The organism is Streptomyces lincolnensis, from assembly GCF_021173675.1.
Classification (GTDB): domain Bacteria; phylum Actinomycetota; class Actinomycetes; order Streptomycetales; family Streptomycetaceae; genus Streptomyces; species Streptomyces lincolnensis_B.
Map to the genome: position 1 here is coordinate 32,673 of NZ_JAIHON010000003.1, position 12,879 is coordinate 45,551.

Annotated in this window: 14 protein-coding genes; 7 read left to right on the forward strand and 7 right to left on the reverse strand. The window is 74.0% G+C overall.

The window, feature by feature from the left end; translation table 11 throughout:
* The first annotated feature begins 14 nt into the window (after positions 1-14).
* From K4B79_RS07300 to K4B79_RS07310, 3 genes are all read left to right on the forward strand, one after another.
* Positions 15-1,013: a phosphotransferase family protein gene (locus K4B79_RS07300; protein WP_232025473.1), complete on the forward strand. Its 999-nt coding sequence runs from the start codon at positions 15-17 to the stop codon at positions 1,011-1,013.
* A 54-nt stretch (positions 1,014-1,067) separates the two neighbouring features.
* The gene (locus tag K4B79_RS07305) at positions 1,068-2,417 is read left to right on the forward strand and encodes an ROK family protein (protein WP_232025474.1); all 1,350 of its coding nucleotides are present in this window, start codon (positions 1,068-1,070) and stop codon (positions 2,415-2,417) included.
* Between the two features lie 86 nt (positions 2,418-2,503).
* Entirely contained in the window at positions 2,504-2,800 is a 297-nt protein-coding gene (locus K4B79_RS07310; protein ID WP_232025475.1) for a hypothetical protein, read from the forward strand.
* 23 nt (positions 2,801-2,823) lie between these two features.
* Here the strand turns inward: K4B79_RS07310 and K4B79_RS07315 are convergent, their stop codons facing one another.
* On the reverse strand, positions 2,824-3,852 hold the full coding sequence (locus K4B79_RS07315) for an SDR family oxidoreductase (RefSeq protein ID WP_232025476.1): 1,029 nt from the start codon (positions 3,850-3,852) through the stop codon (positions 2,824-2,826).
* Between the two features lie 67 nt (positions 3,853-3,919).
* Here K4B79_RS07315 and K4B79_RS07320 point away from each other — a divergent pair, with 67 nt between their 5' ends.
* Positions 3,920-4,579 carry a M15 family metallopeptidase gene (locus tag K4B79_RS07320; protein ID WP_232025477.1) on the forward strand — a complete coding sequence of 220 codons (660 nt, stop codon included), beginning with the start codon at positions 3,920-3,922 and terminating at the stop codon, positions 4,577-4,579.
* Between the two features lie 53 nt (positions 4,580-4,632).
* Here the strand turns inward: K4B79_RS07320 and K4B79_RS07325 are convergent, their stop codons facing one another.
* The 5 genes from K4B79_RS07325 to K4B79_RS07345 all read right to left on the reverse strand — a co-directional run bounded on the left by K4B79_RS07325 (position 4,633) and on the right by K4B79_RS07345 (position 9,682).
* On the reverse strand, positions 4,633-5,322 hold the full coding sequence (locus K4B79_RS07325) for a DUF6215 domain-containing protein (protein WP_232025478.1): 690 nt from the start codon (positions 5,320-5,322) through the stop codon (positions 4,633-4,635).
* An 86-nt stretch (positions 5,323-5,408) separates the two neighbouring features.
* A complete protein-coding gene (locus K4B79_RS07330; RefSeq protein ID WP_232025479.1) occupies positions 5,409-6,371 on the reverse strand; it encodes an SDR family NAD(P)-dependent oxidoreductase in 963 nt (320 codons plus the stop codon).
* Between the two features lie 296 nt (positions 6,372-6,667).
* The gene (locus tag K4B79_RS07335) at positions 6,668-7,873 is read right to left on the reverse strand and encodes an FUSC family protein (RefSeq protein WP_232025480.1); all 1,206 of its coding nucleotides are present in this window, start codon (positions 7,871-7,873) and stop codon (positions 6,668-6,670) included.
* Positions 7,874-7,932: 59 nt separating this feature from the next.
* The gene (locus tag K4B79_RS07340) at positions 7,933-8,589 is read right to left on the reverse strand and encodes an HAD family hydrolase (protein WP_232025481.1); all 657 of its coding nucleotides are present in this window, start codon (positions 8,587-8,589) and stop codon (positions 7,933-7,935) included.
* A 55-nt stretch (positions 8,590-8,644) separates the two neighbouring features.
* Positions 8,645-9,682 (reverse strand): PHP domain-containing protein, encoded by a 1,038-nt coding sequence (locus K4B79_RS07345; protein ID WP_232025482.1) that lies wholly within the window; start codon positions 9,680-9,682, stop codon positions 8,645-8,647.
* A gap of 126 nt (positions 9,683-9,808) precedes the next feature.
* Between K4B79_RS07345 and K4B79_RS07350 the strand changes: the two genes are divergently transcribed.
* From K4B79_RS07350 to K4B79_RS07360, 3 genes are read left to right on the forward strand one after another with little or no spacing between them, the layout of a single operon-like run.
* Positions 9,809-10,618, forward strand: a complete 810-nt coding sequence (locus K4B79_RS07350; protein ID WP_232025483.1) for an SDR family oxidoreductase — start codon at positions 9,809-9,811, stop codon at positions 10,616-10,618.
* Between the two features lie 38 nt (positions 10,619-10,656).
* Positions 10,657-11,673, forward strand: coding sequence for a DNA topoisomerase IB (locus K4B79_RS07355; RefSeq protein WP_232025484.1), 1,017 nt, complete (start codon positions 10,657-10,659; stop codon positions 11,671-11,673).
* A 43-nt stretch (positions 11,674-11,716) separates the two neighbouring features.
* The gene (locus K4B79_RS07360) at positions 11,717-11,953 is read left to right on the forward strand and encodes a hypothetical protein (RefSeq protein WP_232025485.1); all 237 of its coding nucleotides are present in this window, start codon (positions 11,717-11,719) and stop codon (positions 11,951-11,953) included.
* Between the two features lie 110 nt (positions 11,954-12,063).
* Here K4B79_RS07360 and K4B79_RS07365 read toward each other — a convergent pair whose 3' ends face one another.
* Positions 12,064-12,738, reverse strand: a complete 675-nt coding sequence (locus K4B79_RS07365; RefSeq protein WP_232025486.1) for a VanZ family protein — start codon at positions 12,736-12,738, stop codon at positions 12,064-12,066.
* Positions 12,739-12,879: the final 141 nt, after the last annotated feature.

A 12,879-nucleotide genomic window follows, 5' to 3' on the forward strand; every position in this document is an offset into this window, starting at 1 on the left:
AGAGTGGACCAGCGATGGACTCCTGGGAGCGCGCCCGGCTCGTGCTGGACGGGGCCCACCTGCCCCCGGAGCGTCTCGCCCGCCTCCGCCCGCTGACCGGCGGCACGTACAACACCGTGGAGGAACTCCTCCTCACCGACGGCAGCCGCTACGTCCTGAAGGTCGCCCCCGACCCGTCCGTCCCCGGGATGCGGCACGAGAAGCGGCTCCTGGTCGCCGAGGCGGAGTTCTACCGCGCGGCGGCCGAGGCCGGCGTACCGGCACCGCGCACCGTCGCCCTCGGCGAGGAGCCCGCCGTAGCGCATCTGCTGATGACGGCCTGTCCCGGCGAGCCGTGGGACGGGTCCGTCACGGATGCCGAACGGGCCCCGCTGCGCACCGAGTTGGGTCGCCAGGTGGCGCGGCTGCACCGGATCACCGGGGCCGCCTTCGGCTATCCCTCCGGTGCTCTCGGTCCGCTCGCCGCCGACTGGCGGACCGCCTTCGCCGGCATGATCGACGCGGTCCTGGACGACGTCCGCGACTACCGGGCCCGGCTGCCGCGTCCCGTCGAGGAGGTGGCCCGCACGCTCAGGGCCGGCTTCCCCGCGCTCGACGCGGTCACCACACCCCACCTGGTCCACTTCGACCTGTGGGACGGGAACATCCTCCTGGACCGCCGGGTGGGTGAGGAGCCCTGTATCGGCGGGCTCATCGACGGCGAGCGGATGTTCTGGGGCGACCCCCTCGCCGACTTCGTATCCCTGGCGCTGCTGGGGGACATCGAGCAGGACACGGCGTTCCTCGCGGGCTACCGGGAGGCCGGCGGCCGGGCGGACTTCGACGCCCCGGCGCGCCTCCGCCTCGCCCTCTACCGCGCCTACCTCTACCTGATCATGCTCACCGAGGGAGTGCCGCGGGCTTTCGACGCGGGCCGTTGGCGCTGGCTGGAGGAGGCGGTCGCCCCGGAACTCCTGGCCGCCCTGGACGAGATCGAGGATCTCGCCCCCAGGCTCGGGCCCGTCGGCCCTTGAATCACCCCGGCCTTTCCTCATAGTGTGAATTAAGGGTTCGAGGAAGGGGTTCGTATGGCGGGGCGGAACGGGCGCACGGTACGCGACCTCAGACGGGCCAACCGCACGGCCGTACTGCAACGGCTCTACTTCGACGGCCCCCTCAGCCGCTTCGAACTCGGCCCGGTGACCGGGCTCAGCTCCGGCTCGATCAGCAACGTCGTCGCGGACCTGGTCGCCGACGGCCTGCTGGAGGAGGCCGGCAGCGTCGAGTCCGACGGCGGACGCCCGCGCACCCTGCTGCGGGTCGCCCCCGGTAGCGGACACATGATCGGCGTGGACGTCGGCGAGACCCGGGTGCGCATCGAGCTGTTCGACCTCACCCTCACCGAACTCGCCCGCGCGGAACGCCCGTTGACCGACCAGGGCTACGAGGTCGAGGTCATCGTCGGGCACATCCGCGAGGGCATCGCCGAGGTGCTGGCGCAGGTCGGCCTCGCCCCCGAGCGGCTCCTCGGCGTCGGCATCGGCGTCCCCGGCATCGTGGAACACACCCCCGAGCGCGGCGCCGTCGTCCACGGGCAGACCATCGGCTGGGACGCCGTCCCGCTGGAGGAACTGCTCCGCGCCGGATCCCCCCTCCCGCACGACGTGCGGTACTTCATCGACAACGGTGCCCAGACCCTCGGCCAGGCCGAGATGTGGTTCGGCGGCGGACGCGGTGCCCGCAACGCCGTCGTGGTCCTCTTCGGCTCCGGCGTCGGCGCCTGCCTGGTCACCCCCGAGGTGGAGCACGGCCGGGCGGTGGAGTGGGGGCATCTGACGGTACGGGTGCGGGGGCGCCGGTGCCGCTGCGGCGCGCTCGGCTGCCTTGAGGCGTACGCCGGCGCCGAGTCCCTGCTGCAACGCTGGCGCGAAGAGGGCGGACGGCCCCCGGAGGAGGCCGACGAGGAGACCGCGCTGACCGCGATGCTGGCGGCGGCCTACCCGGCGGAGGGCACGGCGGCAGAGGGCGCGGAGGCAGAAGGCGCGGCGGCCGGGGGCACCGCGGCCGAGGGCACCGCGGCCGACCCGGTCGCCCTGGCCGTGCTGGAGGAGACGGCCGAGTACCTGGGTGCCGGCCTGTCCGACCTGATCAACCTCTTCCAGCCCGAGCGCATCCTCATCGGCGGCTGGGCCGGGCTCCAGCTCGGCGCGCGGTTCCTGCCCGCCGTACGGCGCCACGCGATGTCGTACGCCCTGCGGCACCCGGCGCAGAAGGTGACCGTCGAACTCGGCCGGCTCGGGCCCGACGCGGTGACCGTGGGCGCCGCCATCCTGCCGCTCGCCGACTTCTTCGGGCGCGGCGGCCGACGCCCCGAGCCCGCGCCCGAGGGGCCCGCGCCCGCCTGGCGCACCGCCCTGGAGGAGCGGGCGCCGCACTGACGTTTCGCCGGACCCCGCGGAGGTACTCGCCGCACTTGGCTCGCAGCTGAGCCTCGTACCAGGTGACCAGGTGAAAGGAGCACGTCGTGGCCGCCCACCGCAGCGAAGGACCCGGCGAGAACGGTGCGCCCATCCCGCGCGACCTGCCGGACCAGCAGGCGCACGACGGCGAGGACCCCTGGGAGGTCGGCGCCGGCCGGGGGCAGGGCGACACGGTCGACACCACCGAGGCCGCGGACGCCGAAGCCGAAGGGGCCGAAGGGGCCGAGGACTCCGGCGCGGACGTGCCCGACACGGACGAGTCGGGGACGGGCAGGCGCGGCGCGCCACGCTCGGGCGCGGTGCACGCGGAACACCCGGTGCCGGACGAGTCGTCGGCCTGAGCGCCGACGCCGACGGCTCCCCGTCAGCCCACCTTGCGGCCCTTCAGCGGTTCCGTCCGTGCCCCCGCCCCCTGCTGCATGCCCTGGAGGAACTCCTCCAGCACCTCGGTCGCGGTGTGCTCCGGGCGCCAGCGGAGTTCCGTGCGGGCGCGGGTGCAGTCCATCAGGGGGAGCCGGAGGACCGCGTCGAACAGGTGCGGGGAGGCGGGCAGCAGGTGCAGGCCCCAGGCGGCGGCGATCGCCGAGCGGGCCGCGGCGCGCGGCAGCCGTACCGGGCGGGCGCCGAGCATCTCGCCGAGCAGCTCCGCGTCGACCGGCGGCTCGCCCGCCAGGTTGAAGGCGCCGCGCACGTCCGAGCGCAGCGCGAGCCGGTAGGCGTCGGCCGCGTCGTCGGTGTGCAGTGCCTGCACCCGCAGACCCGGGATGTCGGGCAGGAACGGCAGCAGCTCCGGGCGCGCCAGCGGGCCCGGAAGGAAGCGGCCGCCGAAGATCCTGCGCTGCTCGCTCGCCGACTCCCGCTTGAAGAGGAAGGCCGGCCGCATCCGCACCACCCGCACGCTCGGACGGTCCCGCTCGAACGTGTCCAGGGCACGCTCCAGATAGGCCTTCTCCCGGCAGTACGCCGCGTCCGGCCAGCCGTGCGTCGGCCACGACTCGTCCACCGCGTGCCCCTTGGGCCCGGGGGAGTACGCGCCGACGGACGACGCGTGCACCAGCGTCGGCACCCCGGCCGCGGCCACCGCGTCGAACACCCGCATGGAGCCGAGGACGTTCGTGCGCCAGGTGGTCGCCGGATCGTGCGTGGGCTGGAACGCCCAGGCCAGATGGACCACCGCGGCGGCCCCCTCGAACTCCTTGACCAGATCGGCCTGGTCGGACGCCAGGTCGACGGCCGACCACTCGGTCTTCGGCGGCGACCAGTCGGGGATCCGGCGGGCCAGGCCCCGCACGGACCCGACCTCCGGGTCCTCGCTCAGGAGGCGCACCAGGCTGGTGCCCACGTTGCCGGTGGCACCCGTGACGACGATCCTGCTGCCCGTTGAAGTGCTCACCTTCGGCTCCTTACGGACGCTGGGCCTGCGGAGACGCCCGAGTACCCGGGTGGGAGATGATCACTCCATGAGTGAGATCATCCTGATGTGCGACGCCCGGGTCGCCGCGGTGGCCGTCGAGGAGTGCGGTGAGCCGCTCGTGGACGTGAGCGGGTCCCTGCTCGTCGACGACCGCAAGCACAAGGACTCTCTCGGAGCGGAGATCCACCTCCGGCGGGGCGTCCTGGACCGGCTGCTGCGGGCGCAGTCCCTGCTGCCCGACGGGCTGCGGCTGCTGTTCGTCGAGGGGTACCGGCCGCCGGCCCTTCAGCGGCGGTACTTCGAGCGGTACGCCGACGGGTTGCGGGCCGCGCATCCGGACTGGGACGCGGATCGGATCCGCAGCGCGGCCAGTCGGTACGTGTCGCCGCCGGAGATCGCCCCGCACACGGCCGGGGCCGCCGTCGACCTGACGCTCGCCGACGCGGACGGGCGTGAACTCGATCTCGGTACGGCCATGAACGCCAGTCCCGAGGAGAGCGAGGGGGCCTGTTACACCGACGCGGCCGGCATCTCCGAGGAGGCCAGGGCCAACCGGGCGGTGCTGGGCAGGGCGCTGGGCGCGGCCGGGCTCGTCAACTACCCCACGGAGTGGTGGCATTGGTCGTACGGGGACCGGTACTGGGCGCTGGCGACGGGTGCGGGCGCCGCCCTGTACGGGCCCAGGGAACCGGACTTGGACGCCTGAGAGTTCGGCGCCTGTCTGTCGTCGGCGCCTGTCCGTCGGCGGCAGAGGGACCGTCAGGTTCCGTCCCAGCCCGGGATCGTGGGCAGGACCTGTTCCGCCACGCGGAGCAGGGTCTCGTCGGCGGGGGGCATGCCGTCCTCGCGGAAGACGGTGAGCTCGTAGGAGCCGCCGCGGTCCTGGGCGGTCTGGGCTATGACGAGGCTGCGGGCGGGGACGCCGGGGCCGCTCTCGGAGCCGTCGCCGCCGAGGTTGAAGCGGAGGGCGATGGTCTGGGTGGTGTAGAGGACGGCGGGGCGGCCCAGGACGGTTCGGGGCTCCGCCGTCCGCCCCAGGTACGCGCCCTCCTCGGCGACGGCGAGACCGTCGTAGGTCGCCGAGAGCTTCACGGTGTAGGTCTCGAACGTGACCTCACCCGAGGGAGTGGCGGTCCTGGTGCCGTCGCCGGAGGTGAAGTAGCTGTCGCTGCCGCCCGCGGTCCTCGCCCGCTCCGTCGGCGTCCCCAGGAGGGTCGCCAGGTCGGGTCGGTTCAGGGCCGTGCAGAGCTGGTCCCCCGAGACGTTGCCGGCGGGCAGGGCCCCGGCGGTGCTCGACGGTGAGCAGGTGGCCGGCTCGTCGGCCGGGTGCGTCTCCCGGGGGTCGAACGCCCACAGGGCCGCCCCCATGCCCCCGATGAGCACCACCGCCGTGATGGCCTGGGCCGCCGTGTTCGGTCTCTTCTCGGACACGGCGAAGTCGTCGCCCATGTTTCCCCACCCCCGGTGAACGCGCCCCCTGCGCCGGGGCAGCGTAACCGGTGATCGTTCGGCGGGGAAGCGGTAGCCGTGGGGCGTCAGGCCGCGAAGGCGTTCACGCCCGTCAGCTCGGCCGACACCTCCCACAGGCGGGCCGCCTGTTCGGGATCGACGGCCCAGTCCTTGACGCCGGAGCGGTCGTCGTCGGCCGTGGCGGGCTCGGCAATGTCGCAGTCCTCCAGGTAGACGCCGCCCATGGCGGCGAGCTGCGGCGAGGTGGCGGCCCACACCTGGGTGGCGGCGCCCTGCTCGGGGGTCTTGAAGAGCTCGGGGGTGAGCAGCGCGCCGTTCTCGTCGATCCAGCCGCGCTCGATCATCTCCGCCTGGGACAGGTGCCGCTGGAGCGGGGTCATGATGCCGCCCGGGTGCAGGGAGAACGCGCGGACGCCGGCGTCGCGGGCGAGCCGGTCGAGGTGGACGGCGAACAGGACGTTCGCGGTCTTGGCCTGGCCGTAGGCCTGCCACTTGTCGTAGTCCCGGGCCCAGTGGAGGTCGTCCCAGCGGATGCCGGAGAAGTGGTGGCCGCGCGAGGAGACGGAGACGACCCGGGCGCCGCCGGGTGCGATGGCCGGCCACAGACGGTTGACCAGGGCGAAGTGGCCGAGGTGGTTGGTGGCGAACTGGGCCTCCCAGCCGGGACCCACGCGGGTCTCCGGGCAGGCCATGATCCCCGCGTTGTCAATCATCAGGTCGACCGTGCGGCCCGAGGCGAGGAAGCGCTCGGCGAAGGCCCGCACGCTCTCCAGGTCGCCGAGGTCGAGCTCGTCCACCTCGACGCCGTCGAGACCCGACAGGGCTTCCCGCGCGACGGCGGGGCGGCGGGCCGGAACGACGACGCGGGCGCCGGCCCCGGTCAACGACCGCGTGGTCTCCAGGCCGAGTCCCGAGTAGCCGCCGGTGACGATCGCGAGCCGTCCGGTCAGGTCGATACCGGCGAGGACCTCGTCGGCGGTGCTCGTCGCACCGAATCCGGATCCGATCTTGTGCTGTGCAGTGCTCATGCCCGGAACGCTACGAATTGGAGTGCTCTCGAAGTCAAACGCCGTCGAGGGCGGCGCAGCCCCCGAACAGAGGAAAGCCCCGACCGGACGGGGGAATCGCGGTCGGGGCGGTCAAGGTGTGGGTGCGGATGGCGGTCGCCTCTCGGCGAAAGGCTCCACAGGGCTTCAGCCGGACGATCGTCCCTGTGGGCAAAAGGTGAGGCCCGGGGACACTGTCCCATCCACACCCACGGCTTGTTCAACGGGCAACCACCCTGAGGTGTTCCCCGGTCCGTCCCGTTCTGGGGTGAGCCGCGTCACCCCGTCCGGTCGTCCGGGACGGTCTCGCTCCACAGGTTCTCGGCCTGCAACAACAAGGTGCCCAGGACGGTCGCGCGGGCGGCGGCGTGCGCGGCCTGTTCCCGCAGCCCTTCCTGCAGACGCTCGTGCTCCGCCCACATGGCGTCCTTGACCCGGTCGGCCGTCCTGCCGTCCGGCCCCGCCCCGTCGGAGGCGTCGAGCAGACGACCGCTCTCCGCACGGCACGCGTCCCCGATGAGCTCCAGCAGCCGGGCGCAGGAGCGCAGCGCCGGGCCGTCGGGCGGGGCGGGCGTGCGGTCCTCGTCGGCCGCCACGGCGAGGGTTCTGGTCAGCGCGCCGATGTGCCCGGTGACCCGGCCCCAGCGCTCGTCCTCGCTCTCCGGCGGCAGGGACTTCGGAGCTCTGCGGACGGCGAGCAGCGGCCCGGACGCCAGCCGCAGGCTCTCCCTGCTCCAGCCGCGCGCCGACCTGAGGGCCTCCAGCCGCCGTTCCAGCCGCGCCGAGTCGTGCGACCAGCCGGCCGCGACCTGGGCGTCCCACTCGGTGTCCCGCAGATCGCCGGCGATCGTGTGCAGCAGGTCGCCCGCTTCCCGGGCCAGCGCCGAGAGGTTCTCCCGTACGTCGCGCAGGTGCACCGGCGGCAGGATCAGCGCGTTGACGGCGACACCGATGACGGCGCCCAGTGCCGCCTGTCCGACGCGGTGGCCGACCGCCGACGCCGAGACGCTGCCCGAGGCGAGGGTGAACACCGCGGTCGTCGCCCCGTAGATGCCCTGGTCACCGAAGCGGGACCAGTTCGCGAGCAGCATCAGCACCGGCATGGACAGCGCCAGCGCGCCCAGCGTGTCGTCGGTGAGCACCTGGGCCGCCGACGCCAGCAGCGTGCCGGCGCAGATCGCCGTCCACTGCTGCGCGGCCTGCCGCAGCGAGCTGTACACGGTGGCCTGCACCAGCACCAGCGCCACCCACGGTGCCATCAGGGCCATCGGGTCGCCCAGCCAGACGCTCGCCACGGACCAGGCCAGCAGGGCCGCCGCGGCCGCCTTCAGCGACTGCACGACCAGATCCCGCTCCCGCCCCGGCCCCCGCCAGGCGGCCCGGGCGGCGCGGCCCACGGAGCCCGCCTCCCGGCGCAGCGCGTCGACGGCACGGGAGAGGGGGCGGAGGCCGCGGGGTCGTACCGCATCTGTCACACGGGTCATGGGCAGTGGGTATCCGCCCTGGTCGACTCGTCACGCGACGGTGTCGGCCGCCACCCGGGTCAGGCCAGCGGGCTCTTCGCCAGCGACGCCAGCAGATCCGCCGGGTCGGCGTAGATCGCCGTCGCGCCCGCCTCCTCCAGGTCGGTGCGGGGGATGCCGCCGCACAGGACGCCCACGCAGCGGACGCCGGCGCGGCTGCCCGCGCGCATGTCCCAGACCGTGTCGCCGACGAAGACGGCGTGCTCGGCGGAGACACCGGCGAGTTCGAGGGCGTGTTCGACCGGTTCGGGGGCGGGCTTGCCCTCGGAGACGTCGTCGGCGCTCGCGGTGTCGGCGATCGCGTCGTCCGCGTCGATGGCGCGGCGCAGCGCGGAGAGTTCGGCGCCACCCGCCGAGGTGGCGAGGACGACGGTCCAGCCGTCGCGGTGCAGGCGCCGCAGCAGCCGGCCGGCGTCCGGCAGGGCGGGCAGCCGGTCGAAGTACTGCCCGTACAGGGCCTTGTGGGCGGCGCTCAGTTCCTCGTCCCGGCTCCGGTCCCGGCCGTCGCCCAGGAGGTGCGCGATCAGGTCGGTGGAGCCGAGCCCGACCGCCCGGTGGACGGCGTGCATGGGCACCCGGTGCCCGGCCTGCCGGAAGGCCTCCCACCAGGTCGCCACGTGAAGGTGGTTGGTGTCGACGAGGGTCCCGTCGACGTCGAACACCGCGGCCCGTCCCATGCGCCCGTTCCCTTCGCTGCCTGCGCCCGTCACTGCGTACCGCCCGGGTACCACGTCAGCCGCCCGCCACTCGGTCCGGAGTGCGCCCCTCGCGGGTCCAGGCCAGCAGTTCGTCGGCGGACCACGTGGTGACCACCCGCTCCGCGGGCACCCCGCACTCCTCGGCCCGCTCGCACCCGTGGATCTGCCAGTCCAGCTGGCCGGGCGCGTGCGCGTCGGTGTCGATCGAGAACAGCACGCCCGCCTCGACGGCCCGGCGCAGCAGCCGCCGCGGCGGGTCGAGCCGCTCGGGCCGGCTGTTGATCTCCACGGCCGTCCCGGACGCGGCGCACGCGGCGAACACCGCCTCCGCGTCGAACTCCGACTCCGGCCGTCCCCGTCCCGTCACCAGCCGCCCGGTGCAGTGCCCGAGCACGTCGGCGTGCGGATCGCGGACGGCGGCCACCATGCGCCGGGTCATCGAGCGGGCGTCCATCCGCAACTTGGAGTGCACGGACACCACCACGACGTCCAGCCGCTCCAACAGCTCCGGCTCCTGGTCCAGGGAGCCGTCGTCGAGGATGTCGCACTCGATGCCGGTCAGCAGCCGGAACGGCGCCCAGGTCTCGTTGAGCTCCGCCACCACGTCCAGCTGCCGCCGCAGCCGCTCAGGCGACAGACCGCGCGCCACCGTCAGGCGCGGCGAGTGGTCGGTGAGCACGGCCCACTCGTGGCCGAGCTCCGCCGCGGCCCGGCCCATCGCCTCGACGGGGCTGCCGCCGTCGGACCAGTCGGAGTGCAGATGGCAGTCCCCGCGCAGCAACGCCCGCAGCGTCGAGCCGCCCCCGGTGAGCGGTGCGTCGGCCTCGCCCTGGAGCTTCTCCAGATAGCCCGGCACCCGGTCCTCCAGGGCCTCGCGCACCGCCTGTGCCGTCTTGGGGCCGACCCCCTTGAGGTCCTCCAGCGTCCCGGCCCGCGCACGGTCGCGGATCTCGCCCTCGGGGAGTTCCGACAGCACCCGGGCCGCCGTACGGAAGGCGCGCACGCGGTACGTCGGCGCGCGGGACCGCTCCAGCAGGAAGGCGATCCGGTCCAGAGCCTCGACGGGGTCCATCGCCACCTCCACCTCCAGAGTTCCCCAGCTCCCCGGGGGCCGCACGGCGTGCGCGCGGTTTGTCCGGTACGCGACCGGGTACTGCGATGCCTCATCACCTCGACCGCGTCCACGAGGAGGCCTGCCATGTCCGCACCCGCCGTAGAGCGCAGCAAGGTGGCCGTGATCACCGGCGCCGACTCCGGCATCGGGAAGGCGACCGCCGTCCGGCTGGCCCGGGCCGGGATGGACGTCGGCATCACCTGGCACAGCGACCTCAAGGGCGCCGAGGAGACCGCCGAGGAGGTGCGCGCCCACGGGCAGCGGGCCGCCGTGGCACAGATGGACCTCACCCGGCTGCCCACCGCCGCCGGCACCGTCGACGAACTGTGCGACCGCCTGGGCCGCCTCGACGTCCTGGTCAACAACGCCGGTACGGGCACCATGACGCCCTTCCTCGACCTGGAGCTCGACACCGTCCGCGAGGTCCTGGAGGTCGACCTCGTCGGCCCCTTCCTGTGCGGGCAGCGCGCCGCCCGGCACATGATCCGGCAGGGCCACGGGGGCCGGATCGTCAACGTGACCTCCGTCCACGAGCACCAGCCCAGGGTCGGCGCCGCCCCCTACTGCGCGGCCAAGGGCGGCCTGGGCCTGCTCACCCAGGTCATGGCCCTGGAGCTCGCCGAACACGGCATCACCGTCAACGCGGTCGCGCCCGGCGAGATCGCCACGCCCATGACCGGCCAGGAGGACACCGACCCGCACACCGAGGACCGCCCCGGCGTCCCGCTCGGCCGCCCCGGCGACGCCCGCGAGGTCGCCGCCGTGATCGCCTTCCTGGCCGGCCCCGACGCCTCCTACGTCACCGGCGCCTCCTGGAGCGTGGACGGCGGCATGCTCCGCATGGGCCCGCAGGCCGGCTCCCACCTGGGCGACGACGAGTGGCGGCGCCCCTGAACCGGCCCGGCCGGCCCGGGTGACGCGCGGCGACAGCCATGAGACTGCGCACCAGCTCCTGCGACGGCCCCGGCTTCACCCGGGTCCGCCACGGTCGCGGCTTCCGGTACCGGGACGTCGACGGCGAGCCGCTGACCGACCCGGAGCAACTGGCCCGGATCCGCGCCCTGGTCATCCCGCCCGCCTGGCGCGAGGTGTGGATCTGCCCGTGGCCCAACGGCCACCTCCAGGCCGTGGGCACCGACGACGCCGGGCGGCGCCAGTACCTGTACCACGAGCGGTTCCGCGCCCAGCAGGAGCAGGCCAAGCACGAGCACGTGCGCGAGGTGGCCCGCGCCCTGCCCGAGCTGCGCGCCCGGGTCGCCGTCGACCTCGCCGGACGCGGACTGAGCCGGGCCCGGGTGACGGCCTGCGCGGTACGCCTGCTCGACCTCGGCTTCTTCCGCGTCGGCAGTGACCGGCACACCCGTACGAACGAGACCTACGGCCTGACGACCATGCTCCGCGACCACGTCACCTGCGGCCGCGACGAGATCACCTTCAGCTACCCGGCCAAGGGCGGCACCGAGATCGTCCGGGCCCTCGTCGACGAGCAGGCCCTGGCCGTCGTACGACGACTGCTGCGGCGCCCGCGCGGCGGGGAGCGGCTGCTGGCGTACTGGGAGCGGGGCGCGTGGCACGACCTGCGCGGCGGTGACCTGAACGAGGCGCTGCGCCGCCTGTCCGGGACCGACATCACCGCCAAGGACTTCCGCACCTGGCACGCCACCGTCCTGGCCGCCGTGGCACTCGCCGTCACCACCCGGGACGCCCGGGCCACCCCCGCCGCCCGGCGCCGGCAGGAGAGCCGGGCCGTGCGCGAGGTCAGCCACTACCTGGGCAACACCCCCGCGGTCTGCCGTGCCTCCTACATCGACCCCCGTGTCTTCGAACTGTTCGAACATGGCAGGACCGTCGCCCCCGAGCTCACCCGGCTCGGTGAGCACGGGGAGTTCGGGCGCCCGGCCACCCAGGGGGCCGTCGAGGCGGCCGTGCTCGATCTGCTGGGCGGGTGACCTACGCCTCTCCCTTCCGCGGGTTGCGCTCTACGCTCTATCCATGACCGAAATCGCGAGCCCGCACATCGCCCACCCGCGGATCCAGGTGCTCGGGGTACAGCCGGGCACGCCGCCCTTCCGGATCGTCGAGATCGACGGTCAGGTCGTCGGCGAGGCGAAGACCGTCACCGACGTCCTGGAGGCCGCCGCGGCCTTCGGCATCACGGTCCACGACCTGGACGACCCCGAGGTGGTCCGCTGGGTGGGCGGCGACAAGTTCACCTGGCACCGGCACTGAGGGGTGGCCGCCGCCCGAGGACGGGAGCGAGGATGAGCCGGTGACCCCGCCTCCGTTCGACGTGGGCGCCTTCCTGCGGCTGACGCCCGCCTCGCTCACCGCGGCCGGCCTCAGCTGTGCACCGCCCGGCTGAGCCGCCGCCCCAGCAGCAGGTAGCCGATCAGGGCGCCGGTCGTGTTGAGGATGACGTCGTCCACGTCGAAGGCACGGCCGTCGACCAGCGCGCCCTGCGCGAACTCCACCATCAGCATGACGATCGCGGTCAACAGCAGCACCCGCAGGACCCCCCGGGTGCGCGGCGCGAGCACCGGGACCAGGATGCCGAACGGGATGCCCAGGACAAGGTTCCCGCCGATCTGCCGGACCGCGTCCCGTAGCTCGGGCTGGTCCAGGTAGGCACGCAGCGAGCTGCCGGGGCGCATGTTGGTGTGGGTCAGCGGCGCCGACGCGGGGGAGGGCTCCAGCGTCAGCCGGGCCAGCACGACCGCGAACGCCACCATGAACGCGAAGGCGAACAGCATCGCCAGCAGCCGGAGGAGGAACGGCAGGGGACGCCGCCCGCCCCGGGCCGGCCGCCCGCCCCGCTCGGCCCTGCCGGACCTGGGCCTCGCCCCGGCCCCGGCCTTCCCGGGGTTCGGCCGCGCCTTGCCGTCGGCCTTTCCGGACTCGGGCGGCACCTTGCCCTCGGCCTTGCCCGACCGGGGGCGCGTCTTGCTCCGGTCGGGTGCCTCGGACCTGGGAGTGCGCAGGCGAAACGCGGAACGCGGAAAGGCTGCACGGGCCATTCGGTCCTCCAGTCTTCAACTTCCCTGCGACATAAGGCGATTACCCGGGAAACGGCCGAGAATGCCGTGGCGCCGCGTGACATCGGCCCGCCCCCGCCCGCGTTTCCCTTCCCGCGGTGGGGGCACTCCGGGCGGAGACCC

Excerpts from the sequence above, each read along its gene's own strand:
- K4B79_RS07330 (WP_232025479.1), bottom strand. The coding sequence starts at position 6,371 with ATGAGCACTGCACAGCACAAGATCGGATCCGGATTCGGTGCGACGAGC.
- K4B79_RS07335 (WP_232025480.1), bottom strand. The coding sequence starts at position 7,873 with ATGACCCGTGTGACAGATGCGGTACGACCCCGCGGCCTCCGCCCCCTC.
- K4B79_RS07355 (WP_232025484.1), top strand. The coding sequence starts at position 10,657 with ATGAGACTGCGCACCAGCTCCTGCGACGGCCCCGGCTTCACCCGGGTC.
- K4B79_RS07340 (WP_232025481.1), bottom strand. The coding sequence starts at position 8,589 with ATGGGACGGGCCGCGGTGTTCGACGTCGACGGGACCCTCGTCGACACC.
- K4B79_RS07300 (WP_232025473.1), top strand. The coding sequence starts at position 15 with ATGGACTCCTGGGAGCGCGCCCGGCTCGTGCTGGACGGGGCCCACCTG.
- K4B79_RS07305 (WP_232025474.1), top strand. The coding sequence starts at position 1,068 with ATGGCGGGGCGGAACGGGCGCACGGTACGCGACCTCAGACGGGCCAAC.
- K4B79_RS07345 (WP_232025482.1), bottom strand. The coding sequence starts at position 9,682 with ATGGACCCCGTCGAGGCTCTGGACCGGATCGCCTTCCTGCTGGAGCGG.
- K4B79_RS07350 (WP_232025483.1), top strand. The coding sequence starts at position 9,809 with ATGTCCGCACCCGCCGTAGAGCGCAGCAAGGTGGCCGTGATCACCGGC.
- K4B79_RS07325 (WP_232025478.1), bottom strand. The coding sequence starts at position 5,322 with ATGGGCGACGACTTCGCCGTGTCCGAGAAGAGACCGAACACGGCGGCC.
- K4B79_RS07365 (WP_232025486.1), bottom strand. The coding sequence starts at position 12,738 with ATGGCCCGTGCAGCCTTTCCGCGTTCCGCGTTTCGCCTGCGCACTCCC.
- K4B79_RS07360 (WP_232025485.1), top strand. The coding sequence starts at position 11,717 with ATGACCGAAATCGCGAGCCCGCACATCGCCCACCCGCGGATCCAGGTG.
- K4B79_RS07320 (WP_232025477.1), top strand. The coding sequence starts at position 3,920 with ATGAGTGAGATCATCCTGATGTGCGACGCCCGGGTCGCCGCGGTGGCC.